22 protein-coding genes, 1 tRNA gene and 1 pseudogene are annotated in these 25,362 nt (G+C 65.7%); 17 read left to right on the top strand and 7 right to left on the bottom strand.

The annotated features are described in order from the left end of the window. Positions 1–258 precede the first annotated feature (258 nt). Entirely contained in the window at positions 259–846 is a 588-nt protein-coding gene (locus IEW98_RS01465) for a PEPxxWA-CTERM sorting domain-containing protein (RefSeq protein WP_188761142.1), read from the top strand. Between the two features lie 141 nt (positions 847–987). Here IEW98_RS01465 and IEW98_RS16685 read toward each other — a convergent pair whose 3' ends face one another. Continuing rightward, a complete protein-coding gene (locus IEW98_RS16685; RefSeq protein ID WP_279380327.1) occupies positions 988–1,119 on the bottom strand; it encodes a hypothetical protein in 132 nt (43 codons plus the stop codon). Between the two features lie 5 nt (positions 1,120–1,124). Here IEW98_RS16685 and IEW98_RS01460 point away from each other — a divergent pair, with 5 nt between their 5' ends. From IEW98_RS01460 to IEW98_RS01450, 4 genes and pseudogenes are all read left to right on the top strand, one after another. After that, positions 1,125–1,565 carry an APC family permease gene (locus IEW98_RS01460; RefSeq protein ID WP_188761141.1) on the top strand — a complete coding sequence of 147 codons (441 nt, stop codon included), beginning with the start codon at positions 1,125–1,127 and terminating at the stop codon, positions 1,563–1,565. After that, positions 1,562–1,714, top strand: a pseudogene (locus IEW98_RS16865) (hypothetical protein); the annotation flags it as partial. The gene IEW98_RS01460 and the pseudogene IEW98_RS16865, both read left to right, overlap by 4 nt. Positions 1,715–1,755: 41 nt before the next feature. After that, a complete protein-coding gene (locus tag IEW98_RS01455) occupies positions 1,756–2,562 on the top strand; it encodes an arginine deiminase family protein (RefSeq protein ID WP_243450499.1) in 807 nt (268 codons plus the stop codon). A 234-nt stretch (positions 2,563–2,796) separates the two neighbouring features. Next, positions 2,797–3,630: a hypothetical protein gene (locus tag IEW98_RS01450; protein WP_188761140.1), complete on the top strand. Its 834-nt coding sequence runs from the start codon at positions 2,797–2,799 to the stop codon at positions 3,628–3,630. A gap of 120 nt (positions 3,631–3,750) precedes the next feature. Here the strand turns inward: IEW98_RS01450 and IEW98_RS01445 are convergent, their stop codons facing one another. After that, positions 3,751–4,656 carry a formylglycine-generating enzyme family protein gene (locus IEW98_RS01445; protein WP_188761434.1) on the bottom strand — a complete coding sequence of 302 codons (906 nt, stop codon included), beginning with the start codon at positions 4,654–4,656 and terminating at the stop codon, positions 3,751–3,753. Between the two features lie 8 nt (positions 4,657–4,664). Further along, positions 4,665–6,470, bottom strand: a complete 1,806-nt coding sequence (locus IEW98_RS01440) for an EAL domain-containing protein (protein WP_188761139.1) — start codon at positions 6,468–6,470, stop codon at positions 4,665–4,667. 153 nt (positions 6,471–6,623) lie between these two features. On the opposite strand from IEW98_RS01440, the gene moaA reads away from it, so the two are divergent. From moaA to IEW98_RS16680, 3 genes are all read left to right on the top strand, one after another. Continuing rightward, positions 6,624–7,670 (top strand): GTP 3',8-cyclase MoaA, encoded by a 1,047-nt coding sequence (moaA, locus tag IEW98_RS01435; protein ID WP_188761138.1) that lies wholly within the window; start codon positions 6,624–6,626, stop codon positions 7,668–7,670. Further along, positions 7,663–8,445, top strand: coding sequence for an NAD kinase (locus IEW98_RS01430; protein WP_188761137.1), 783 nt, complete (start codon positions 7,663–7,665; stop codon positions 8,443–8,445). Before moaA ends, IEW98_RS01430 begins: the two co-directional genes overlap by 8 nt. 106 nt (positions 8,446–8,551) lie before the next feature. Beyond that, on the top strand, positions 8,552–10,213 hold the full coding sequence (locus tag IEW98_RS16680) for a Pnap_2097 family protein (protein WP_188761136.1): 1,662 nt from the start codon (positions 8,552–8,554) through the stop codon (positions 10,211–10,213). A 30-nt stretch (positions 10,214–10,243) separates the two neighbouring features. Here the strand turns inward: IEW98_RS16680 and IEW98_RS01420 are convergent, their stop codons facing one another. Beyond that, the gene (locus IEW98_RS01420; protein WP_188761135.1) at positions 10,244–11,290 is read right to left on the bottom strand and encodes a glycosyltransferase family 2 protein; all 1,047 of its coding nucleotides are present in this window, start codon (positions 11,288–11,290) and stop codon (positions 10,244–10,246) included. Between the two features lie 153 nt (positions 11,291–11,443). On the opposite strand from IEW98_RS01420, the gene IEW98_RS01415 reads away from it, so the two are divergent. The 6 genes from IEW98_RS01415 to IEW98_RS01390 all read left to right on the top strand — a co-directional run bounded on the left by IEW98_RS01415 (position 11,444) and on the right by IEW98_RS01390 (position 17,331). Beyond that, positions 11,444–11,518: transfer RNA gene (locus IEW98_RS01415), tRNA-Asn, on the top strand. 79 nt (positions 11,519–11,597) lie between these two features. Next, entirely contained in the window at positions 11,598–12,884 is a 1,287-nt protein-coding gene (locus IEW98_RS01410; protein WP_188761134.1) for a DUF6600 domain-containing protein, read from the top strand. A 116-nt stretch (positions 12,885–13,000) separates the two neighbouring features. After that, a complete protein-coding gene (locus tag IEW98_RS01405; RefSeq protein ID WP_188761133.1) occupies positions 13,001–14,464 on the top strand; it encodes a circularly permuted type 2 ATP-grasp protein in 1,464 nt (487 codons plus the stop codon). A 110-nt stretch (positions 14,465–14,574) separates the two neighbouring features. After that, complete coding sequence (locus IEW98_RS01400) at positions 14,575–15,516, top strand: alpha-E domain-containing protein (RefSeq protein WP_188761132.1); 942 nt, start codon at positions 14,575–14,577, stop codon at positions 15,514–15,516. 144 nt (positions 15,517–15,660) lie between these two features. Further along, positions 15,661–16,512 (top strand): transglutaminase family protein, encoded by an 852-nt coding sequence (locus tag IEW98_RS01395; RefSeq protein WP_188761131.1) that lies wholly within the window; start codon positions 15,661–15,663, stop codon positions 16,510–16,512. A gap of 51 nt (positions 16,513–16,563) precedes the next feature. Further along, positions 16,564–17,331, top strand: coding sequence for a proteasome-type protease (locus IEW98_RS01390; protein WP_188761130.1), 768 nt, complete (start codon positions 16,564–16,566; stop codon positions 17,329–17,331). Positions 17,332–17,528: 197 nt separating this feature from the next. Here the strand turns inward: IEW98_RS01390 and IEW98_RS01385 are convergent, their stop codons facing one another. Continuing rightward, the gene (locus tag IEW98_RS01385) at positions 17,529–18,737 is read right to left on the bottom strand and encodes an MFS transporter (protein WP_188761129.1); all 1,209 of its coding nucleotides are present in this window, start codon (positions 18,735–18,737) and stop codon (positions 17,529–17,531) included. A gap of 112 nt (positions 18,738–18,849) precedes the next feature. On the opposite strand from IEW98_RS01385, the gene IEW98_RS01380 reads away from it, so the two are divergent. After that, a complete protein-coding gene (locus IEW98_RS01380) occupies positions 18,850–19,626 on the top strand; it encodes an SDR family NAD(P)-dependent oxidoreductase (RefSeq protein WP_188761128.1) in 777 nt (258 codons plus the stop codon). A gap of 100 nt (positions 19,627–19,726) precedes the next feature. Here the strand turns inward: IEW98_RS01380 and IEW98_RS01375 are convergent, their stop codons facing one another. Together IEW98_RS01375 and IEW98_RS01370 are read right to left on the bottom strand one after the other, a co-directional pair. Continuing rightward, entirely contained in the window at positions 19,727–20,464 is a 738-nt protein-coding gene (locus IEW98_RS01375; RefSeq protein ID WP_188761127.1) for an SIMPL domain-containing protein, read from the bottom strand. A 167-nt stretch (positions 20,465–20,631) separates the two neighbouring features. Beyond that, positions 20,632–20,823: a GlsB/YeaQ/YmgE family stress response membrane protein gene (locus tag IEW98_RS01370; protein ID WP_207792467.1), complete on the bottom strand. Its 192-nt coding sequence runs from the start codon at positions 20,821–20,823 to the stop codon at positions 20,632–20,634. 234 nt (positions 20,824–21,057) lie between these two features. On the opposite strand from IEW98_RS01370, the gene IEW98_RS01365 reads away from it, so the two are divergent. Both IEW98_RS01365 and IEW98_RS01360 read left to right on the top strand, forming a co-directional pair. After that, positions 21,058–22,233, top strand: a complete 1,176-nt coding sequence (locus IEW98_RS01365) for an efflux RND transporter periplasmic adaptor subunit (protein WP_371870732.1) — start codon at positions 21,058–21,060, stop codon at positions 22,231–22,233. Between the two features lie 11 nt (positions 22,234–22,244). Continuing rightward, positions 22,245–25,325, top strand: coding sequence for an efflux RND transporter permease subunit (locus IEW98_RS01360; RefSeq protein ID WP_188761125.1), 3,081 nt, complete (start codon positions 22,245–22,247; stop codon positions 25,323–25,325). Positions 25,326–25,362: the final 37 nt, after the last annotated feature.

Genomic DNA, 25,362 nt, shown 5'->3' with positions numbered 1-25,362 from the left:
CCGCCTTGAAGCAGTTGCGCCCGCAATTGACAATGCGGCACTGCACTGGCGTGCGCATCCGGGCAATGACTGTCATCCAACGCCCAGACGCCGCGAAAGTGTCAAAAAACTTTACAGTTCATATCGGGTGCAGATCGACCTTGTTCAGCCTGCCGCTACTTTCTCAATCACTTACCGTCCGTCCAACACTTGGCACGACAATTGCATCATCTTCGTTGCGGTCGTCAATCGAGACGACGCCAACAGTCAGGGGACACCATGAATTTCAAGATCGCCTTCACCGCAGCAGCGGCGTTGCTCACCACCTTTGCGTCGGCTGCCGGCGCCGCCACCATCGATTTCTCGGCGCTCGCCGCAGGCACCGCTGTCACCAACCAGTTCGCGGGCGTCTCCGTCTCGCTGCTCGGCGGCGTCGACAATGGCCCCGCCATCGTCGCCGACGTCTTCGGTGAGGGCCTCGCCCTCACCAACAGCACCACGACTTACTACCCCACCGCCCACACCGTCAACTTCGCCTTCGGCAGCGGTGCAAGCGACATCTCCTTCGTCTACAATAACTTCGGCGGCGGCAACGGCTCCAGCTTCAGCGCCTACAACGGCGCAACGCTGGTCAGCTCGGGCGCGCTTGACGCCACCTGGGGCTACTTCAGCACCAATGTGACCGGTAGCGGCATCACCAGCCTCGTTCTCAGCAACAACAACAGCACCGGATGGCAGTTTGGCGTCACCTCGCTCAGCTTCACCGCCGGCGCAGTGCCCGAGCCACAGTCCTGGGCCATGCTGATCGCCGGCTTCGGCCTCGTCGGCGCCGCGATGCGTCGTCGTTCGGCTGCACTCGCCGCCTGATCAACGCCTGTACGAACGAACGGCCGGGGGCAATCCCCGGCCGTTCAACGCCCGCTCAACCAAAGAACCGCAAATAGCCCTGGATCACGAACGCATTGGCGATATCGACGAAAAATGCCGACACCAGCGGCAGCACGGCGCTTATCTCAGCTGGTCGCTCCTCGCCGCCGAAGTCCTGTTCAGCGCGGCAAAATCGGGCACCATGCCGAAGTTCCTCGCCACCGAGAGCGCCGCGAAAGTCCCGTCCTCCGCCGTCTGGATGACCACCGCCACCCCTGGTGATCTCGGGCTTTGCCGAAAACGCCTTCCTGCTGGCGCTCGAACTGACCAGCTCGATGAACCTCATCCCCTATTTCCTCGTCGCCGCCTTCGCCCTCAAACTGGCGCGCAGCGGTGAAACCTATGCCGGCCAGCCGGCGCAGCAACGCTCCGGCCTGATCATCGCCGCGCTGGCGACGATCTACACCGCTTTCCTGCTCTGGGCCGGCGGCCTCAAGTTCCTGCTGCTCTCGGCGATCATCTACGCCGCCGGCACCGCGCTGTACTGGATGACCCGCCGCGAACGCGGCCTCGCGATCTTCCAGGGCCGCGAGGCGATCGCCTTCGCCATCGCCGTCCTCGCCGCACTCTATGCCGTCTACGATCTCGCCAGCACCGGCCTCGCGCCCGCGCCGGAGATCGCAAGCCACTATAATCTCACCACGGAGCCCCACAAATGACGACCCCCTACGGCGTCCATTCCGAAGTCGGCAAGCTGCGCAAGGTCCTCGTCTGCGCCCCCGGCCTCGCCCACACGCGGCTCACCCCGACCAACTGCGACAGCCTGTTGTTCGACGACGTGCTCTGGGTCGCCAACGCCAAGCGCGACCATTTCGACTTCATCACGAAAATGCGCGACCGCGGCATTCGATGGGCGAGTATTTCCTGCCGCCGCTGCCCAACACCATCTACACCCGCGACACCACCTGCTGGATCTACGGCGGCGTCACCCTTAACCCGCTGTTCTGGCCGGCGCGCCACGAAGAGACCCTGCTGACCACCGTCATCTACAAATTCCACCCGGACTTCGGCCCCGAAAAGGTGAAAGTCTGGTGGGGCGACCCCGAGCGAAGCCATGGCCAGGCCACCATCGAGGGCGGCGACGTCATACCGATCGGCAACGGCAACGTCCTCATCGGCCTCAGCGAACGCACCAGCCGCCAGGGCATCACCTCGCTCGCCAAGGCGCTGTTCGAACAGGGCGCCGCCGAACGCGTCATCGTCGCCGCCATGCCGAAACTTCGCGCCGCGATGCACCTCGATACGGTCTTCACCTTCTGCGACGGCGACGTCGTCACCCTGTTTCCCGAAATCGTCTACAAGATGGACACCTATTCGATCCGGCCCGCCAACGACGCCGACCACCTCGACATCCGCAAGGAAGACAAGCCCTTCACGGACGTCGTCGCTGAGGCCCTCAAATACAAGCACCTCCGCATCGTCGAAACCGGCGGCAACACCTATGCCCGCGAGCGCCAGCAATGGGACAGCGGCAACAACGTCGTCTGCGCCGAACCCGGCGTCGTCTACGCCTACGACCGCAACACCACCACCAACACGGCCTTGCGCAAACAAGGCGTCGAAGTCATCTCCATAGTCGGCGCCGAACTCGGCCGCGGCCGCGGCGGCGGCCACTGCATGACCTGCCCCATCATCCGCGACCCAGTCGCCTTCTAGAAAAAGCGCCTCCCTCCTTCCCCGTCACCCCCTTTTTTAGCCGTCACCCCGGCGAAGGCCGGGGCCCATCTCCCACCCCAACAAAACAAAGCCCCCCTCCCCCACGCCGCTTACTTCCCCAACCAAAACCAAACCGCCCAAAAAACGACCCACCCCCATCTGGCGCCTCATCCAACTCCCCATTACACTTCCCCAACAAAACGCCGCCGCAACAGCACGAAAAAGGGGCGAAAAATGGCAATGAACCGGGCAATGGACTGGAAAACCCAGGCTGGGCTGGCGGCGATACTCGGTATCCTCGGCCTGTCCATCATGCTCAACCCGGTGACCATCGTCTCCGCCGCCGGCAGCCTCATCCCTTGGCTGCTCCTCATCGGCGCCGCTATCCAGTTCGTCTCGATATTGCTGCGCTCGCGCCGCCGCTTCCGCATCGTCATCGGCCCGGCGCTGATCGGCATCCTGCTCGCCTATGCCGGCCTGTCGATGAAGTTCGGCGACCCCACCACCATCGGGCCGGTGTCGCTCATCTTCGTCCTCGGCCTGCTGCTCATCGGCTCCGCCGGCGCCAAGCTTATGATCGCCGTCAACGCCAAGCAGTCGAAATACTTCCACTTCATCCTCGCCGCGGCCATCCTCTCGGCCGTCCTCGGCGCAGTGATGTTCTTCAACTGGTCGGAAGTTTCCGTGGCGCTGATCGGCGTCTTCATCGGCCTCGAACTCATCGCCGACGCCGTCGCCATGGCCGCGCTCGCCCTGCGCGACCGCGACGGCGAGGAAGCCCTCGAAGCCCGCGGCCTCGACCCCGTCGCCGAAGCCGCCATGGCCGCCGCCATATCGGCCGCCGCCACTGCAACGCCAGCCGCTCCCGCCGAGACGCCGCAGCCGCTGTCGCCCTCCATCGCGGTCATGCAAGAAGCCCAGGTCCCCGACATCGAGACATCTTCGGCTCCCGAAGTTCCGCCGGTCACCGCATCGAAGCCAGTCCCGATGACCGCGAGCAAGCCCGCCTCGCCGCCCCGTGCCAGGGCACCCGCCAAGCCTAAACCAGCCGTCGGCAAACCAAGCTGACCGCATGAACCGGGCCATCGCCCGAAACGTGCCCGCCAATCCCCGATCCAGGGCGTAAAAGCACCGGCGACCACCCCGCCGAATACCGCCGCCACACCCCGCGCAGCCCCGTAATCGACCCTAGAACGACCCCCGGACGACGCACCGAAAGCCGATATGGCACGTCGAGGTATCGATCGATTCGGCATGCCGCGCCGCCGGCCGATAGCGTTTGCAGTAACTTGGCGCGCACAGGAAACTGCCGCCCTTCAGCACCCGCTGCGGGATCGGCGCCGACGGGTCCAGCGTCCCCGCCACCGGCCCGCGCGGGTTCTTCGGCACGCAGCACGCCTTGCCCGCATCGCCATCGAAACCCGGCCGGAACCAGTCCTGCGTCCACTCCCAGACATTGCCGATCATGTCGTGCAGGCCATAGCCATTGGCCGGGAACGACCCAACCGGCGCCGTCGCCTCCCAACCGTCTTCCAGGCTGTTCTTGAACGGGAATTTGCCCTGCCAGGTGTTCGCCATATGCCGCCCGTCCGGCCGGAAAACCTCGCCCCAGGCATAGGTCGCCCCTTCCAGGCCGCCCCGCGCCGCGAATTCGAACTCCGCCTCGGTCGGCAGGTCCTTGCCCGCCCAGACCGCATGGGCCAGCGCATCGGCATAGGCGACATGGACCACCGGATGTGCCTCCAGCCCGTCGATCGAGGACCCCGGCCCATAAGGATTTCGCCAATTCGCCCCGGGCCTTAGCGACCACCACTGCGACCAGTCCCGCGTATTCACCGGCGCCTTGGTCTTCTGGAAAACCAGGCTCCCGGCAAACAGCGTCTCCGGCAGCGCACCCGGATAATCCGCCGCCGAAGGCACCATCTCCGCCACCGTCACATGCCCCGTCGCCGCCACGAACCGCGCAAACTCCGCGTTCGTCACCGCGCAGGAATCGATAAGGAAATCATCGACTTCGACCAGATGCGCCGGCGCTTCCTCGGGATATCCGTCGTCCGCTCCCATTCGAAAACGGCCACCCCGGACCGCCACCATGCCGCTGTTCAACCAGCAATCTCCATCACTTGCCAGTTCTCGCAAAAATCCGCGAGCGCCTCGACATGCAGCGGCGCCGCCACCTTGTAACCCTGTACCAGGTCGCAGCCCGCCAGCCGCGCCCCCTCCAGCTGGCTCTCGTCCTCAACGCCCTCGGCAACGACCTTCATCCCCAACTGTTTGGAAAGACGCACCATTGTCTCCACCACTACACGCTCGCGCGGCGATCCCGTCAGCCCCAGCGTAAAACTCCGGTCGAGCTTGATGACATCGATCGGCAACCGCGCCATCCACGCCAGCGACGAATATCCGGTTCCGAAATCATCGAGCGCAATCCGCACCCCGCTCGCTCGCAGCGCCGAAAACAGCTGCACCGCGCCATACATATCGTCGATCAACGCGCCTTCGGTGACTTCGAGCGTCAATCGGTTCCGCGCCAGCCCCGATTCAGCGATCGCTTCCTCAAGCGCCGCCGAAAACCCCGGATCAGCCAGATCGGCGGCCGTGACATTGAGAGAAAGTCTCAGTTTTTCCAGTGACTTGGTCCATCGCACCGCATGGCTCATTGCCCGTAGTCGGATATGTCGCCCCAGCTTGATCGCCAGTTCCGCCGATGCCGCGGTGCCCAGAAGCGTCTCCGCCGGCAGCAACCCGAGAGCCGGATGGTCCCAGCGCACCAGCGCCTCGACCCCGGTAATCCGCCCCGTCACTAACGACAGCTGCGGCTGGAACAGTATCTTGATGTGACCATCAGCAATGGCATGATGGAGATCGGCCTCGAGGTCGGCCATCCGCGTCAATGGATCGCCGGCCGGGTCGATCTGGAAAACCTCGATCGCCCCGGCGTCCCCGGCACGTGCCCTGGCGAGCGCCGCACTTGCCCGCCTGGTCAGCGCCGCCGCGTGACCGGCCACGGTTTCCGCGTTGCTTGTCAAGGCTTTGTCCATTTCACCGCCGACGGCGATGCCCACCCGAGCCGACAAATGAACGACGTGATCGTCGATAACGAACGGCATTTCGAACGATTGCGCCAGCGCATTGGCCAACCGCATCGCATCGTCGAGCGTCACGGCACCCGCCATCGCCACCGCGAATTCCGCCGCCGCCAGCCGCGCCAGCAGCCGCGCATCGACCAATGGCCGCCGGTCCCGCGCATCGACGATCTGGCTCAGGCGCAGACCCACCTCGGTCAACACCCGGTCCGCCACCGCCCGGCCATATGCCGCGTTGATCTGTGCGAAGCGCTCGACTCCCACGGCCAACACATAGACCGGCGGCGCATCGGGCGCCGCCAGCGCCAGCATGATCCAGGTCTGCAACTGGTCGCTTGTCGCCAATCCGGTCAGCTGGTCGTGGCGCCGGCCCGCAGCCGGGTCGCCATCGGCGACCACGGCATTCTCCAGCCGTCCGGCATGCCGTGCCGCCAGCCGCAACGCGCTGCGAAAGGCCGCTCCTCCGAACGGGCTGACCAGTACGCCGGTCGCCCCGGCATCGTGCGCCGCCGCCGTCGCCGACCCGTCGCTGCGCGACAGCAGCACCAGCATCGCGCCTTGGCGCACCTCGACTAGCCCGCCCAGCGCCCGCGCCGAAGCCAGCCCCTGCGCCAGCGCCCCGCGTGCATCGACCACCACCAGCCGCGCTGGCTCCGCTTCGAACCGCTCCGCCGACTTGTCCGGCCGCCGCTCGATCCGCGGCACCATCCCGGTATCGGTCACCGACGCCGCCACTTCATCGGCATAGCGCGGCGACACGATCAGCACCGGCTCGCCGGCGCTCGCCTGGCCGCTGTTCAAGGGCACCGCATCGCTTTGCATCGTCTTGAATGGCCCTCTTGCGCCGGTTGCGCGTTGTTGCAGGTGCAGCATACGCTCCTTTTACAAACCTCCACACCCGTTGCCAGTTGGAAAATACGCATGTCCCGCATTGCACTGGACTTCGCGGCCCCGCGTCGCCACGTTGCAGCCGCCATGGATCTCGCTCCCCTCCTGACCCGCCCCGCTGCGCCGCCGGCCGGTACCCGTCCGCTGGTCGACCCCTTCGGCCGCGCGATTTCGTACCTGCGCGTCTCGGTCACCGATCGCTGCGACTTCCGCTGCGTCTATTGCATGCCTGAAAACATGCAGTTTCTTCCCAAGGCCGAGGTCCTAAGCCTCGAGGAGATCGACCGCCTCGCCACCGCCTTCATTCGCCGCGGCACCACGAAACTCCGCCTCACCGGCGGCGAGCCTCTCGTCCGCCGCGGCATCATCGAACTCGTCCGTTCGCTCGGTCGCCACCTCGAAACCGGCGCGCTCGAGGAATTGACCCTGACCACCAACGGCTCGCAGCTCACCCGCCACGCCGCCGACCTCTACTCAGCGGGCGTCCGCCGCATCAACGTCAGCCTCGACACGCTCGATCCCGCCAAGTTCGCCGAGATCACCCGCTGGGGCCGCCTCCCGCAAGTCCTTGCCGGCATCGAGGCAGCCACCGCCGCCGGGCTCCACGTCAAGCTCAACATGGTCGCCCTCGCCGGCGTCAACGATACCGAAGTCGACGCCATGCTCGCCTTTGCCGCACAGGGCGGCCACGACCTCGTCCTCATCGAGACAATGCCGCTCGGCGAGATCGGCGTCGACCGCGTCGATCACTATCTGCCCCTCTCCCGCGTCCGCGCCGACCTCGAGACCCGCCTCACCCTCACCGACCTGCCCGACAGCACCGGGGGCCCGGCGCGCTACGTCCGCATCGAGCAGACCGGCCAGCGCCTCGGCTTCATCACCCCGCTGACGCACAATTTTTGCGAAAGCTGCAACCGCGTCCGTCTGACCGCCACTGGCCAGCTCTACATGTGCCTCGGCCAGGACGATGTCGCCGACCTGCGCGCCGTCATCCGCGCCCATGACGACGATCAGGAGCTCGACAAGGCCCTCGACGAAGCCATCACCCGCAAGCCCAAGGGCCATGATTTCGTCATCGACCGCCGCGCCGCCGCCCCCGCCGTCCGCCGCCACATGAGCGTCACCGGTGGCTGATACGCCCCCGCCGAAACTGGCACTGCTTGTCTCCGACACCGAAGCCGCCGACGAAGGCGGCCAGGCCCTGCGCGCCCGCTATGATTTTGTGCCCGTCCGCGACGCCGATATCGTCGTCGCGCTCGGCGGCGACGGCTTCCTCCTCCAGGTCCTGCACGAAGCTTTGTCCGCCAGCGACCCCAAGCCGATGTTCGGCATGAACCGCGGCACCGTCGGCTTCCTGATGAACGAATTCGAGCCCGAGGACCTCCACGGCCGGATCGCGGCGGCTCGCGGCTTCGGCCTCCACCCGCTGATGATGACCGCCATCACCGTCGGCGGCGAAACCATCATCTCGCCGGCCATCAACGAAGTTTCGCTGCTCCGCGAAACCCGCCAGACCGCCAAGATCGAGATCGCCATCGATGGCCAGGTCCGCATGGAGGAGCTCATCAGCGACGGCATCCTCGTCGCCACCCCCGCCGGCTCGACCGCCTACAACCTCTCCGCTAACGGCCCCATCCTGCCGCTGCAATCCGACCTGCTGGCACTCACCCCGATCAGCCCGTTCCGCCCCCGGCGCTGGCGCGGCGCCCTGCTCCCCCAGGCCAGCGTCATCGAATTCCGCGTCCTCGAAGCCCGCAAGCGACCCGTTTCGGCGGTCGCCGACCAGCGCGAAGTCCGCGACGTCGACACCGTCCGGATCGTCACCGACAAGTCTATCCGTCTCGAACTGCTGTTCGATCCGGGCTATGCCCTCGACGATCGCATCGTTCTCGAACAATTCGCGAGTTAAGATCCCAGCTGCATAACCTGCTTGAATTGTTTGCTTCTCAACTCTACACCGCAGTGCACAAATCAGGCGCAGGCTTGGTTCGCACAACCATTAGGGCACAAATCTAATGTCAAAAGTTGCCAGTGCGGTAAAAAAACAACTTTATTTACTGTCTACCCGACTGCTGCGTAGCTATTATCGATCGTTTTGGGGAATGGATATTGGGACGGAGGTCCGTATTGCTCGATCGGCACGACTTGACACAACCAACCCGCGCGGCATCCATATCGGTGATTATACGGCTGTCTCGTTCGACGCCGCAATTCTCAGCCATGATTTCGTCAATTACAAACATGTCGAAACGCGGATCGGATCGCACTGCCTGATCGGTGCCCGATCGGTGATCCTGCCGGGTGTGACGATCGGCAATCATTGCATCATCGGCGCGGGAAGCGTTGTGGTGGCGGACGTACCTGAGGGCTCGCTGATGTCGGGCAATCCGGCCCGGGCCGTCGAGCGCAATATTCGCACCGGCAAATGGGGCATTCGCGCCGTGCATTTCCTCGATCGCGCGAATAGCGGGGCTTCAACGACGTCCGGCATTGCGACGACCCGCGCCCTGCCACTTGGTGAGCGTAGTGTTCCGAGCGCCGCGCGGGCAAACAGCCTCGACCAGTTGCTTGCGCTAAAAAACGAAGACAAGATCAGATCGCTTGCGAGTGTCGGCTTCGACAGTTTTGGCCTGGTAACCCTCAGGGCCGAAATCGAAGCCACACTGGGAACGATAATCGATGACGATCGCTGGACCTCGATCAGCACGCCCGCCGACATTCTCGCCATGCTGCCTGCTGGCACCGCCCCGGCGCTGCCGGTCAGCACCGCCCCGGCACTGCCGGCCAGCACTGGTCCGGCGCTCTCCGCCGCCTCTGCCCCGGCCCTCATGCCCGGCTTGCGAACTGCCGACCTGCCGCGCACCGGGTCGCGTCGCCTGCGCCGCCATGATGTCGGCATGCCGCAAATGATCGCTGCCGGCCTTTCCGAAAGCTGGCTGTTCAAGGAATTGGGCGACATTCATTGGCAAATCCTCACGGACTCGCTCGGCGTCTCGTCCCGCAATATTGCCGATGCCCGTGGTGACCGACTCTATGCCACGTTCACCGCTATCCGTCTGCGGCTGGGCCAGCCCCTCAGTGCAATTGTCGAGAATGATCGGCTCGACATCGACATGACCATGTCCCGCTTTGGTTCGGGAATGTTCTTCAGCACGGCAAGTATCGCGACCCAGCGCGCGCAGGGCATTGTCGAAATCATGTCGAACTTTTCCAAGTTCGAAGTGCCGGGCCAGAACACATCGCTCGTCCGTGGCCAGCCGGCAATTCCCGAAAATTTTGCAATCCCGCTGCTTGCTGCCGCGCCCGAGATCGTCGACGACTACCGTACCCAACGCAGCGACGGGGCTGTGGAAACCATCCTGTTCGAGACCGAGTATGAGCTACAGCCCTATCACGACATCAACGGCGTCGGCCTGCTCTACTTTGCGGCCTATCCGATCATCAACGACGTCTGTGCCCGACGGCATCTTGGCGCCAGCGACTGGCAGAATTACACGACGCTCGACCGCGACACCTATTACTTCGCGAACAGCGGCGCAGGCGGCACGATCATATTCCGCATCCATGCCATTACCCAGGATGGCGACAAGCGTACCGTATCGACCAGCCTGTCCCGCGCCTCCGACGGCAAGCTGATGGCCAAGCTCAATACCACCCATCAACGCCTCGGCAGCTAGGCTGCTGCCGCCCGAGCCAGCCTGAACGCGCTACTCGGTCATCGCCTTCCAGATCGACTTCGCCTTGGCCGGCTGGCCGCGCACCAGCCGCCGCGCCATCAACGCCCCGCTGAACAGCCAGTGCCACGGCCATAGCAGCGGCCGGTGCCGCCGGATGAACGCCAGCCGCGAGCGCGCCAGCCAATAGTCCGACATCTCGCTGCGCGCGCCAGGCACGCCCGACGATCCGATCGACCCGCCTTCCTTGTGGAACACCACCGCGCCCGCCGCAAAACCGATGCCGAAGCGGCCGGCGTTGCGCGCGGCCCAATCGGCCTCCTCGAAATAAAGGAAATAGGATTCCTCCATCGGTCCGACGGTCTCGAGGAACGCCCGGCTGACCGCCAGCGACGCCCCCAGCACGAAATCGGTCTCGCGCGCGACCTGCCTGGCATCGAACGCCACCTCCGGCGACAGGCCGTGATTTATGCCCTTCGACGTCCCCGTCCACCAGCTCAGCCGGTGGCCGTTCAGCGCCTGCACCCGGTCCGGATGCCAGTAATAGCGCACCACCGTCCCGCACATGCCGACCCGCGGCTCGGCCAGCATTCGCGCCCCCAGCAAGGCCGCGGTATCCGCCTCGACCACCGTATCATTGTTGAGCAGCCAGAAAATCTCGACCGCCGGATCGGTTTGCAGTAGCCGCAGCCCGACATTATTGCCGCCAGCAAACCCCAGATTACCGCCGGAATCAACAAGCGTCAGCCAGTCCTCCGCACCCAGTTCCGCCGTCCCGGCCTCATCCGGCGCGATCCGTCGCAGCGCAATTGGCTTGGCCAGTGCCGGCGTGCTCAACCGCGCCATCGGCGCCGACGCTGCCGCCGCCGGCTCACGCCCCGCGGCCCAGGCCGCAATCCGCTCGAACGACCCATCCGCCGAGGCATTGTCGACCACCACCACGCGCACCGGCACCGTGCTGCGCAACAGCGATTCCAGCGCCTCGATCGTATCCGCCCAGCGGTTCCAGTTCACCAGCACGACGCCAACAGGCGCCGCTCCTTTGGCAGCTTCCGGAGCAGCATTCAACGTCGCGTTCATCGCAGCATTTCCCGTATCCGCCAGACGCTTGGATGCGCGAACCCGCCCACCAAGGCAACCGCAATGCCGCACCGCCGCAACAAAAGCCGAAAACCTTCACACTCGCCCTTGCCGATGCGCAATCCCCCGGCTATAGCCGCCGCCTCGCACCGTTCCCTGGTAGCTCAGCGGTAGAGCGTTCGACTGTTAATCGAAATGTCGTAGGTTCGAATCCTACCCGGGGAGCCAGTTTTTCGGCCATGCGACGGGCCGAAACCGCGAAGGATACGTCATTCATCGCGCCGACAGCGACACATCGTTAACGATCATGGCAATCGAAAGGTTCGCCATCATGTCGCCGATCCGCCTCCTCCCGTTCGCCGCCCTCCTGCTCACCGGCGCCTGCGCCTATGACTATGCCGGCGGCCAGGCCCCCAGCTATCCGTCCGGTTACGACAATGGCATGGGGGGCGGCCAATACGCCCAGCCCGGCGATCAATTCGGCGGCCAGAACGTCGTATCAACCCAGGTCTTCTACGAACCGCTTGCGCAATACGGCGACTGGATCGACAGCCGCTTCGGCCAGGCCTTTCGGCCCGACGCGCCTCAGGGCTGGCGGCCCTATGTCAACGGCCAATGGGGCGAGGATCGCCTGTGGATCAGCGACGATCCCTGGGGCTGGGCCACCGACCATTACGGCCGCTGGGGCTTCGACGAGGCCGCCGGCTGGGTCTGGGTGCCGGGCACCGAATGGGCGCCGTCATGGGTGGCGTGGCGCGAGGACGAGACGCAGGACGTCGCCGGCTGGGCACCGATCCCTCCCGGCGTCGCCTATTCGGTCGGCGTTGGCTTCGGCAGCGGCGGCTTCGGCACCGGCGGCTTGGGCACCGGCGGCTTGGGCAACAGCTGGGGCTACGACAACTGGAACAGCTGGTACGCGCCGAGCTGGGTCTGGGTGCCGCGCCAGAACATCTATCAGCGCGGCTTCGGCGGCCGCATCCTGCCGTGGAACAACGGCCGCAACTATTGGAGTGGCAGCCGCTGGAACTACAACAACGGCTGGAACGGTCGGCCCGGCTACAACTACGGCCGCCCCGGCTACAACCGCCCCGGTTACCCCGGCAACAACCCGGGCGCCGGCCGGCCCGACTATCCCGGCCGCCCTGGAAACTACCCCCGTCCCGGCGTCTCGGACAGCATCGGCGGCGCCATCGCCGGCGTCCCGCGTCAACGTCCAAGCTACCCCCAGGGCAATTACCAGGGTCGCCCTGGCGGCGACCGCCCTGCCTATGTGCCCCGCCCGAACGGCCAGAATTACGGCCAGAACAACGGCGTCAACAACGGCGTCGGCAACGCCATCGGCGGCAGCTTCAACGGCCGGCCCCGCCCCGGCTACAACGGCAATCCCGGCCGACCCGTCGGCGCCGTCGGCCAACCGCCGCGTCCGGCCGGCCAGTACCAGGGCGGCCCGGGCGGCGGCCGGCCTGTTATGCAAGCCCCCGCCCCGCAGGTTTCGGCCCCCCAGCCCGCCGCTGCCCCGCCACTCCGAGCCGAACGCCCGGCACAATCCATCCCGCGTTCGGAACGCAACAACAACGACGTCCGCCCGCAATAGCCGCCCCGCCGGAATTTTTCGGCAAGTATTCGATCGGAGGCGCCGCACACCTCACATTGCCCTTGCGCTTTCCGCGCCACTGCACACTATCGGCATCCAGCCTTTCGGGAGCGGCAATGGCGCAAATCACGGCATTCGACGAAATGTACGGCCTCGGCGATGCGTATGGCCGTGCCTCGGGCGGCGAACCGGCAGCAGTTACTTCGGGATACCGCGCGATCCAGAACTGGCTCGATCAATCGCCCCCCGAGCTGATGGCCACGCGCCGCCGCCAAGCCGAACTCTTCTTCCGCCGCATCGGCATCACCTTCGCCGTCTATGGCGACCCCGATGCCGCCGAGCGCCTGATCCCCTTCGACATCGTGCCGCGCATTCTCGCCCGCTCGGAATGGGATGGCCTCGAAGCCGGCCTCAAGCAACGCGTCCGCGCCCTCAACGCCTTCCTCGCCGATGTCTATGGCCCGCGCGATATCCTGCGCGCCGGCATCATGCCCGAGGAGCTCGTCCTCCAGAACCCCGGCTACAACCTCCACATGGTCGGCAAAAAGCCCCCCGGCGGCGTCTGGACCCACATCGCCGGCATCGACTTGGTCCGCACCGGCCCCGACCAGTTCTACGTCCTCGAGGACAACGCCCGAACGCCGTCCGGCGTCTCCTACATGCTCGAAAACCGCGAGGTCATGCTCAAGCTGGTCCCCGAGCTGTTCGACCAGATGAAGGTCGCACCCGTCGAAACCTATCCGGAAATGCTGCTCGAAACCCTCGCCTCGGTCAGCCCGCGCCGCAGCCGCAGCGGCAGCGCACCCGTTTGCGTCCTGCTCACCCCCGGCCGCCACAACAGCGCCTTCTACGAACACAGTTTCCTCGCCGACAAACTCGGCATCGAGCTTGTCGAAGGCTCCGACCTCTTCGTCCGCGACGACATCGTCTACATGCGGACCACCGAGGGCCCCGAGCGCGTCGACGTCATCTACCGCCGCCTCGACGATGATTTCATCGACCCTTTGGTCTTTAACCCCGCCTCGATGCTCGGCGTCCCCGGCCTGATGTCGGCCTATGGCGCCGGCAACGTCACCCTCGCCAACGCCGTCGGCACCGGCGTCGCCGACGACAAGGCGATCTACAGCTACATGCCCGACATCGTGCGCTTCTACACCGGCGAGGAACCCATCCTCGGCAACGTGCCCACCTGGCGCTGCCGCGAACCCGAGGCGCTCGGCTACGTCCTCGATCACCTTGCCGAACTGGTGGTCAAGGAAGTTGACGGCTCGGGCGGCTATGGCATGCTGATCGGCCCCCACGCGCCCCAAGCCACGCTCGCCGCCTTCGCTGCCAAGCTCAAGGCCCACCCCGAAAAGTTCATCGCCCAGCCAACACTCGCGCTCAGCACCTGCCCGACCGCCACCGACGCCGGCATCGCCGCGCGCCACGTCGATCTCCGCCCCTTCGTCCTCACCGGCGCCAACGACGTGAAAATCGTCCCCGGCGGCCTCACCCGCGTCGCGATGACCCCCGGCTCACTGGTTGTGAACAGCTCACAAGGCGGCGGCACCAAAGACACATGGGTCGTCGATGACTAAGCCGTCCACCTCCCTCTCCCCCTGCGGGAGAGGGCGACTCGGCCCCTTGGCCGAGCGGGGTGAGGGGTCCCGCACCAGCCGAAACGCCAGCGCTCAACAGGAAACAACCCGTGCTTTCTAGAACCGCCGGCAACCTCTACTGGATGGGCCGCTACCTCGAGCGCGCCGATTTCACCGCGCGCCTGATCGAGGCCACCCAGCGTCTCGCCGCGCTGCCGACCTCGTACGGCGGCGCCGGCAACGCCTGGGAATCCGCCCTCGCCGCGACCTGGATGACCCAGGCCCACGCCGAACGCGGCCTCGCCCTCGACGAGCAGCAGATCAGCGATTTCCTCACTCTCGATCCCGCCAACCCGTCGTCGATCCGCTCGTGCCTCGAAGCGGCGCGCGCCAACGCCCGCTCGGTCCGCACCGCACTGACGGAGGAAGCCTGGGAAGCCGTCAACACCGCCTGGCTCGAAGTCTCGCGCTACGGCACCCGCCTCGATGGCCGCGACGCCATCGGGCCGCTCCTCGAACTCGTCAAGCATGCCGTCGCCGCCTTCGAAGGCGCCGCCCAGCGCACGATGCTGCGCGGCGACGCCTTCTGGTTCGTCAACCTCGGCTCGGCGATCGAGCGCGCCGACAATTCCGCCCGGCTTCTCGATGTCAAATACCACCTCCTGCTGCCCCGCGGCGAGACCGTCGGCGGCAGCCTCGACTATTTTCAATGGACGACGATCCTGCGCACCGTCTCGGCGATGACCGCCTATCGCTGGGTCTACCGCGACACCGTCAAGCCCTGGCTGGTCGCCGACCTGCTCATCCTCAACCGCCAGATCCCGCGCAGCCTCGCCTCCTGCTACGACGAGCTCCTCCGCCACCTCGACCTGCTCGCCAGCGTCACCGGCAAGCGCGGCCCCGCCCACCGCCTCGCCTCGGCCGGCCACGCCCGCCTGTCGCGCTCGAACATCGACACCATCTTCTCCGACGGCCTCCACGAATTCCTCAACCAGTTCATCATCGACAACAACAAGCTCGGCGAAGCCATCGCCGAACAATACCTCTTCTGATGACCTTTCTAGCCGCCACCCCTTTTTTCATCGTCACCCCGGCGAAGGCCGGGGCCCATCTCCCGCCCCAGCCGAAAATAGCCCCCCACCCCACAGCACAAATCGGGCCCACCACCCCAAACCCAAACTAGGTCGCTCACCGTCATGCGCATCAAAGTCGCCTACTCCACCATTTACGACTATTCCGCCCTAGCCAGCGACGTCATCCAGCTGCTCCGCGTCGAACCCTGCGGCCATCACGACCAGCACATCATCCACTGGCGCCTCGACACCGATGCCGACGGCCACCTCCGGCGCGGCCGCGATGTCTTCGGCAACATCACCCACATGTTCTACGCCGACGCCCCCATCCGCCGCCTGTCGCTCCACGTCACCGGCGAAGTCGACACCACCGAGACCCACGGCGTCCTTACCGGCACCCCCGAGCCGCTGCCCCCCAGCATCTACCTGCGCAGCACCCCGCTCAGCACCGCCGACGATGCCATCCGCAATTTCGCCCGCGAATGCGCCGGCGCCAACCAGCTCGAAACCTGCCACGTCATGCTCAAGGCGCTGTTCGAACGCATGACCTTCGACGCCGACGCCACCGAAAGCCAGACCGGCGCCGCCCATGCCTTCGCCCTCCAGGCCGGCGTCTGCCAGGACTACAGCCACATCTTCGCCGCCGCCGCGCGCTACCTTGAAATCCCGGCGCGCTACGTCTCCGGGCACCTGGTGCGCGCTGACGGCATCGTCACCCAACCCGCCGGCCACGCCTGGGTCGAGGCGCACCTCCCAGATCTCGGCTGGGTCGGCTTCGATCCAACCAACGGCATGTCGACGACCGAATCCTACCTCCGCGTCGCCGTCGGCCTCGACTATCTCGATGCCGCTCCCGTCCGCGGCGCCCGGCGCGGCGGCGGCGCCGAAACCATGGCGGTCAGCGTCACCGCCAGCGAAGCAGGGCTTGCCACCGCCGTGTCGGGGTCGCAGAAGCAGAGCCAGTCGCAAAACTGACACCGACGGACGCGCGACCAACACGGCAGTTCAACGGGGATTCCTCGGGTCATGACCTATTGTATCGGCATCCTGGTCCGCGAGGGCATGGTGATGATGGGGGACACCCGCACCAACGCCGGCGTCGACAACATCTCGACCTATCGCAAGCTCCGCATCCTCGAAACCGGCGACGACCGCGTCATGACGGTGGCCTCCGCCGGCAGCCTGTCGGTCACCCAATCGGCGCTCAGCCGGGTCCAGCTCGGCATCGTCATGCCCGACAGCGACGAGCGCGAATTCGTTGCCTCTGCCCCCACCGTCTTCCGCGCCGCCCAGATCGTCGGCCAGGGCCTCAGCGAAGCCAAGGCCTCGATCGATCTTGTCGTCAAGGATGACAGTATCCGCACCGACGCCAGCCTGTTGTTCGGTGGCAGCATCGACAGCCGCCGCCCGCGCATGTTCCTGATCTACGGCGCCGGCAATTTCATCGAATGCCAGCCCGACACGCCCTTCCTGCAGATCGGCGAGCACAAATACGGCAAGCCCGTCCTCGATCGCATGGTCAATTTCGAAACCCCGATGGCCGAAGCCATCAAGATCGCGCTGATCTCCTTCTCGGCCACGATGCGCTCGAACCTCGCCGTTGGCCTGCCGATCGACATCGTCACCGTCCGCACCGGCACCAGCCGCGTCGAACTCAGCCACCGCATCGACGCCGAGGACCATTATTACCGCGACATCAACGACCGCTGGTCGAACGCCCTCCGCGCCGCCGCCGCCGCCATCCCCCTCCCCAGCTACGCCAGCGAACCCAGCCGCGAAAGCCTCTACGACTAGCGGCTTCTGCTCCCCTCCCTTCTTCAAGGGAGGGGTCGGGGGTGGGTGACTCTGCACCCAAAGAACTGTCATCCCGGGCTCGACCCGGGACCCAGCTAACTTTCTATCTCTACCCTGTCATGCCAGCGAAGGCTGGCATCCAGCCTCCCCGCACGCACCCGCACCCAAGCGCAAGCACCACGCCAACCGGCAAAGCGCTAGGCAGCAGCCCCAACCGGCGCCGCCACAGGATCCCGCCGCAACCACAACATGACCGCCAGCACCAAGCCAACAACCGCCACCCCGGTCATCGCCAGATACCCCAGCGCCGCCCGCCCCGTCGGCGCCAGGTACTCATACAGCTCCCCCGACATCAACGTCGTCACCGCCTGCGCCGGCGCCGAAGCCAGCGCCATATAGATCATCTGCGCCGTCGGCGTCCGCTCATCCCCATGCAGCCCCTGGATCATCCGCATCGCCCCCAGGAACGTCGCCGCAAACGTCCCGGCATGCATGATCTGCAGGAAATACAGCGCCCACACCGGCGGCAGTGCCGCCATCACCGTCCAGCGAATAACCGCGGAAATCGCCCCCACCAAAATCAAGGTCTCGGGCGCGAACCGCTCGGTCCAACGCGCCAAAAAGATCAAAAATCCAACCTCGGCCACCACCCCGATCGACCATAAATTCCCCGACAGCGTCGACGACAATTGCTGGCTGTTGGTCCAGATCAACGTCCCCGCCACATAGAAATAGCTGTGCGTCGCCTGGATCAACCCGGCGGCAAAGATCAGCAGCGCGAACTTGCGATCCTTCAACATGCCGACGCCCGCCGCCAGCCGCGCCCCGAACGGCGCCTCGCGGTCGCCCGCCACCGGCTCGGGCACCATCCACCACGCCGCGACGATCAGCAGCGCCGACACCCCGAACAGCCAGCCCCAGATCGCCCAGGCGCCATAGTGATCAATCAACATGCCGACCATGCTCGACCCCAGCACGAACGCCGCCGAAGCCAGCCCCCGCGCCAACCCATATCGCGGCCAGCCATAGCGCGTCAGCCGCAGCAACGCCGCCTCGACGACCGGCAACAGCCCCCAGAACGCCACGTCGAGCATCAGGATGATGACGAAGACCATCGTGAACCCGGTGACGAACCACAGCGACCCGAAGCCGATCGTCATCAGGATCGCGAACAGGAACATCGGCGCGCGGCGATCGCTCCGCCCGTCGGCCCAGGCGGCGGTCAACGGCCCGGCGATGATCCGCGAAAACCCGCCGATCGCCAGCACCAGGCCGATCTGCGACCCCGAAAATCCATGCGCTTTTTCCAGCCACATCGGCAAGAACGGCACGAGGCACCCGAACCCGGCAAAGAACAGACACGCCAGCCAGGTGGCACGCACACCGGGGCGCGTGAAATTAGTCATCAACGATTCGGCCATGGCGCACCATGGCGAGGCGCAATGAACTTGTCATCACTGACGGGTGACAGGGGTGCAATGACGCCGCATAGACACCTTAAAACCACAGGAGACGATCATGACATTGCCCGCACTATTCGACCTGACCGGCCAGACCGCCCTCATCACCGGCTCGTCACGCGGCATCGGCAAGGCCATCGCCCACCGCATGGCCGAGCACGGCGCCAACGTCATCGTCTCGAGCCGCAAGTCCGACGCCTGCGACGCCGCCGTCGCGGAGATCAACGCCGCCGTCGGCCGTGAAGCGGCGTTCTCTATCCCCGCCAACATCGCCGACAAGGCCAGCCTGCAGAACCTCGTCGACAAGACGCTGGAGCGTCACGGCAAGATCGACAGCCTCGTCTGCAACGCCGCCTCGAATCCCTATTTCGGCCCCCAGGCCGGCATCTCCGACGACCAGTTCACCAAGATCCTGCAGAACAACATCGTCTCCAACCATTGGCTGATCACCATGGTCGCCCCCGCCATGCAGGCGCGCAAGGACGGCAGCATCACCATCATCTCGTCGGTCGGCGGGCTGAAGGGCTCGACCGTCATCGGCGCCTATTGCATCTCCAAGGCCGCCGACATGCAGCTCGCCCGCAACCTTGCGGCTGAATTCGGTCCCGACAACGTCCGCGTCAACTGCATCGCTCCTGGCCTCATCAAGACCGATTTCGCCAAGGCGCTCTGGGACAACCCCGACATCCTCAAGGCCTCGACCGGCAACGCCCCCCTCCGCCGCATCGGCACCCCCGACGAGATCGCCGGCATGGCCGTCCTCCTCGCCGGCAAGGCCGGCGGCTTCGCCACCGGCCAATGCTTCACCATCGACGGCGGCGCCACAATCGTCTGAACGCTTCTTGTCCTCCCCCTAAAGGGGGGAGGCGAGAGACGCCCCTTGGCGGCCCGGGTGGGGGTGGTCCCCCGTTCAATCGAAGGATCACCCGCGCCGCCTACTCCAATTCAAACACCACAGTAACATTAACCGAAAGCGCCACCTCCCCCGGCGCCACCGGCGAAGCCATCGCATCCGCCATCTTCGCCTGCCGCACCATCATCGGCTGCGGCCGCGGCTCGAACCCGCCCGCCTCCGCAATCGACGCAATCCGCTTCACCCGCAGCCCCGCCGCCTTGGCATAAAGCTCGGCTCGCGCCCGCGCTGTGCCCATCGCCGCAACCCGCGCCTCATCCAATGCCGCCTCCTCGGCCTCGACGCGGAAATTCGGCCCCGAAATCTGGTTCGCCCCAACCCCGACCAAAGTATCCAGCAACTTCCCCGTATCGGCGATCTTGCGGATCCGCAGCGCTACGGTGTTCGTCGCCTGGTATCCGGTCAGCACCGGTGCCTGATTGTTCTCGTATTTATACTGCGGCTGCAGGCTCAACCCCGACGTCTGCACATCGCGATCGGCAATGCCGGCCTTCTTCACCGCCGCCACCACAGCATTCATCCGCACCGCGTTTTCGCGCATCGCCGCCGCCGCCGTCAGCGCCGTCGTCACCACGCCGCCCGAAACCTCGGCGATATCGGGCGTCCGCAGGCTGCGACCTTCGGCAACCACCGTCAACGTCGTCGACGAAGGCACCAACGGGACCGCGCCCACGGTTCCAGCCACCTGCGCCTGCGCTGTCGTCGCCATCATCATCACCCCGATCGCGGCCGCCGCGGAAAGCCAGTTACGCTTGTTCATCGTGTCACCTCGAATAAAAAGACACCACCCGCCGGCATCGCCGGCGGGTGGTTCATTACGCTTAAATCAACCCGGCTTTCGCAGGGCTGAACATCTGGTTACGCCGTGCGGCTCTTGATCAGGCGATAGATCCACAACAGCAGGATCGCGCCCAGGATCGACATGATTCAGCCCGGTGCCGAACCGTCGGAATACCAGCCGAACAACCGACCGACCAACCGTGCCGCAAAGGCGCCCGCGACGCCGATCAGCATGGTGACGAAAAAGCCGCTCGGGTCCTTGCCCGGCATCAGGAACTTGGCGATGACGCCGACGACAAGGCCGACGATCGCCGTGCCGATGATTCCGAACAGATCCATGTCGATTCCCCTATCTTGCCCAGCCTCATCCGGCTGCGACCGCAATAATGCACAATTGCATGCCGCATGCCATCCATGGCAATTTATTGGCCAAAACCCACACCCTGACCGGCCAGCCGGGGTGCCATTCGGATTTGGCCTTCGCACTGCCACATTGATGCGTTATTGAAGCAATTGCAGGCACTGACTTATTCATGTAATACAGTCGTCGCCACAAGGACGTTGAGTATGAATATGCATAACAAGCTGCCCGATCCCGACGCAGCCGGCGTCTATGGCTTCCCCGCTGCCAGCATCGATTCCGGGTCGCGTCGGCCATGGCTGCGCCCGGTCGTCGTCGCCTTCGTGCTAGCCGTCGTCGCCTTCGGCTTGTGGCAGGTCTTTGGCAAGAAACCCGCCGCCGCCCCGGTCGTCGCCGCGCTGCCCCAGGTCACCGTCATCGTCCCCGGCACCACTGCCGTCCTCGATACCATCACTGCCCCCGGCTCGATCGCCGCACGCCGCGATGCCGCCGTCGGCATCCAGGGCGATGGCGGCCGCGTCACCGCCGTCTTCGTCGATCCCGGCCAGATGGTCGCCGCCGGCCAGGTGCTCGCGCGGATCGATAACAGCGTCCAGGTCCAGCAGTCGCGCCAGCTTGCCGCCACCATCCGCTCGAACGAGGCCGATGCCCAGCTCGCCCAGCAGAACCTCGATCGCGCCCAGGCACTCGTCTCGCGCGGCTTCGTCTCCAAGGCCGATGTCGACAGTCGCATCGCCACCCGCGACGGCGCCCGTGCCCGCGTCGAAGTCGCAAAAGCCCAGCTTGCCGAAGCCAATGCCCGCCTTGCCCGCCTCGATGTCCGCGCCCCCGCCGCCGGGCTCATATTGTCGCGCACCGTCGAGGTCGGCCAGGTCGTCTCGCCCGGCACCGCGCTGTTCCGCCTCGCCGAAGGCGGCGTCCTCGAAATGCGCGCCCAGGTTGCCGAGCAGGACATCGCCCGGCTGAAGGTCGGCATGGCCGCCGGCGTCACGCCCGTCGGCTCCAACATCGAATATCGCGGCCGCGTCTGGCTGCTCGATCCGGTCATCGATGTCGCCAGCCGCCAGGGCATTGCCCGCATCGCGCTCGCCTATTCGCCCGGCCTCCGGGTTGGCGCCTTCGCCAAGGCCAGCATCGCCTCGGGTGAAGCAACGCGCCCCGTCCTGCCGCAGTCCGCCGTCCAGGTCGATGAAAAGGGCAGCTATGTCCTCGTCGTCGGCGCCGGCAACCGCGTCGAGCGCCGCAGCATCACCGTCGGCACCGTCAGCGACCAGGGCGTCGCCATCGCCTCGGGCCTCGATGGCACCGAAAAGATCGTCGCCAGCGCCGGCGCCTTCCTGCGCCCCGGTGAAAAGATCGCCCCCGTCGTCGCCCGCAGCGCTGGTTAAGGACCCGCCCGATGCGCAATATCTCCAGCTGGTCGATCAAGAACCCGATCCCGCCGCTCGTCCTGTTCGCGATGCTGACCCTCGCCGGCATCGTCAGTTTCATCACGATGGACATCAACAACAACCCGGACATCGATTTCCCGGCAGCGCAGGTCGTCGTCAGCCAGCCCGGCGCCGCCCCCAGCGAAATGGAAACGCAAGTCACCCAGCGCGTCGAAGCCGCCGTTCGCGGCATCAACGGCGTCGATGAAATCACCTCCTACGTTTCCGAAGGCACGTCGCGCACCAACATCCAGTTCGCCATCGGCGTCCCCATCGATCGCAGCGTCAACGACGTCCGCGATGCCATCGCCAACATCCGCAGCGACCTGCCGCAGGGCATCCTCCAGCCGCAGGTCCAGCGCGTCGATTTCTCGGGCGGCCCGATCTCGTTCATCTCGGTCGAAGCCGTCGACATGACCCTCGAGGAACTCAGCTGGTTCGTCGACAACACCGTCTCCAAGCGCCTGCTGGCCATCCCCGGCATGGCGCAGGTCAGGCGCAGCGGCGGCGTCAGCCGTGAAATCCGCGTCGTCCTCGATCCCGCCCGCATGCAGGCCTATGGCCTCACCGCCTCACAGGTCAACGACCAGCTCCGCCTCGTCAATGTAAACGCCGCCGGTGGCCGGACCGAAATCGCCGGCTCCGAACAATCGGTGCGTGTCCTCGGCAATGCCGGCAGCGCGCTCGTGCTCAGCGAAACCCAGATATCGGTCGGCGGCGGCCGCAGTATCCGCCTCGCCGATATCGCCACGGTGCGCGACAGCTTCGCCGAACAGCGCAGCTTCGCCAAGATGAACGGCCGCCAGGTGCTCAGCTTCTCGATCACCAAGGCCAAGGGTCATTCCGACGTCACGCTGTACAATGCCGCGCATGCGGAGCTCGACAAGATCGCGAAGGAAAACCCGCAGATCCGCTTTACCGAGCTCTACACCAGCGTCGGCTACACCAACGAGCAATATCACTCGGCAATCGCCGCCATGATCGAAGGCGCCATCCTCGCCGTCATCGTCGTCTTCATCTTCCTGAAGGACTGGCGCGCCACCGTCATCTCGGCGCTCGCCATCCCGTTGTCGGCGATCCCGGCGTTCTGGTTCATGGACTTGCTCGGCTTTTCGCTGAACAGCCTCAGCCTGCTCGCCCTCGGCCTTGTCGCCGGCGTGCTGGTCGATGATGCCATCGTCGAGATCGAAAACATCGTCCGGCATATGCGAATGGGCAAATCGGCCTATCAGGCCGCCATGGATGCCGCCGACGAGATCGGTCTCGCCGTCGTCGCCACCACCATGTCGATCGTCGCGGTCTTCCTCCCCGTCGGCATGATGCCCGGCATTTCCGGGCAGTTCTTCAAGAACTTCGGCTTCACCGTCGTCGTCTCGGTGCTGCTCAGCCTCGCCGTCGCGCGCCTGATCACCCCGATGATGGCGGCCTATTTCCTCAAGAGCAAAGGCGAGGCCGCCCACGGCGATGCAGCGTGGGTCGGCTGGTACATCACGATCCTGCGCTGGTCGCTGAACAACCGCTGGAAGGTCGCGCTGCTCGGCGGCGGCGGCGCGCTGGCCGGCACCGTGCTGGCCTTCGCCACGCTCCCGCTCACCTTCCAGCCGACGATGGACACCGATTTCAGCCAGGTTACCATTGCCCTGCCGCCGGGCTCGACCCTGGCGCAGACCACCGCCATCTCCGACCAGGCCACGGCGATCCTGAGCGCTTCCCCCGTCGTCGAAGCGGCGTTCTCGGATATCGAAGTCGGCGAGGCCAGCATCTTCCTGACGCTCAGGAAAGACCGGCCGATGACCAGCGTCGAATTCGAACGCAGCCTGGCGCCGTCGCTCCAGGCCATTCCCGACGCGCGCGTCAATTTCGAATCGCAGAACGGCGGCTTCAACGGCCGTGACATGTCGGTCGTCCTGACCGGCACCGATCCCGTCGCGCTCGAGGCCGCGGCTTCCAAGGTCGTCGAGGAAATGCGCGGCATCAAGGAATTGCGCCAGCCGCGCATCGAGGGCGATCTCCGCCGGCCGGAAATCTCGATCAAGCCGCGCTTCGCCGTCGCTGCCGAACTCGGCGTGACGACCGCCGCGCTATCGGAGGCCATTCGCATCGCGACGCTCGGCGACATCGACCAGAACGTCGCCAAATTCTCGCTGTCGGATCGCCAGATCCCGATCCGGGTGATGCTCGCCGAAAATTCGCGCCGTACCCTCGCCACCATCAGCGACCTGCCGGTGCAGACCGCCAGCGGCGGATCGGTGCCATTGAAGGTCGTCGCCGACATAAGCTTCGGCGCCGGCGCCACCGAACTGCGCCGCTACAACCAGCAGCGCCGCGTCATGATCGGCGCCGATCTCGCCCCGGGCCTTGTTTCCGGCGATGCCCAGCCCAAGATCGACGCACTGAAAAGCCTCAACAACCTGCCGCGCGGCGTCGACAAGGTAAAGCTCGGCAGTGACAAATGGCAGGCCGAGCTGCTGGTCAATTTCGTCATCGCCGTCGTCGCCGGCGTCCTGCTCGTCTTCGCGGTGCTGGTGCTGCTCTACAAACGCATCCTGCCGCCGTTCGTCAACATGGGCTCGCTGATGCTGGCGCCGCTCGGCGGCGGCATCGCGCTGCATCTCACCGGCATGCCGATCTCGATGCCGGTGTTCATCGGCCTGCTGATGCTGCTCGGCATCGTCGCCAAGAACTCGATCCTGCTCGTCGACATGGCGATCGAGGAAATGTCGAAGGGCGTCGAACGCACCGCTGCCATCCTCGAAGCCGGCCACAAGCGCGTCCAGCCGATCATCATGACCACGATCGCCATGGTCGCCGGCATGTTGCCGATCGCCCTGTCGCTTGGCGGCGACGGCAGTTCGCGGGCGCCGATGGGCGTCACCGTCATCGGCGGCCTCATCGTCTCGACGGCCCTGACGCTGGTCATCGTCCCCGCCAGCTTCAGCCTCGCCGTCGGTGCCGAGGAATGGCTGGCCCCGCGGATGAAACGCTGGTTCACCAATGATGAAGGCGCTAAGAAGCCTGATATCACACCGGCGCCACACCCGGCGGAGTAGGCCCCCACTGAAACTGCTGCGTCCCTTCGAGCTTCCG

The sequence above is a fragment of the Sandarakinorhabdus glacialis genome, assembly GCF_014643455.1.
In the GTDB taxonomy this organism is placed as follows: domain Bacteria; phylum Pseudomonadota; class Alphaproteobacteria; order Sphingomonadales; family Sphingomonadaceae; genus Sandarakinorhabdus; species Sandarakinorhabdus glacialis.
Note: the sequence above shows the minus strand (reverse complement) of the source record. Positions and strands in the feature narration are given on the sequence as shown.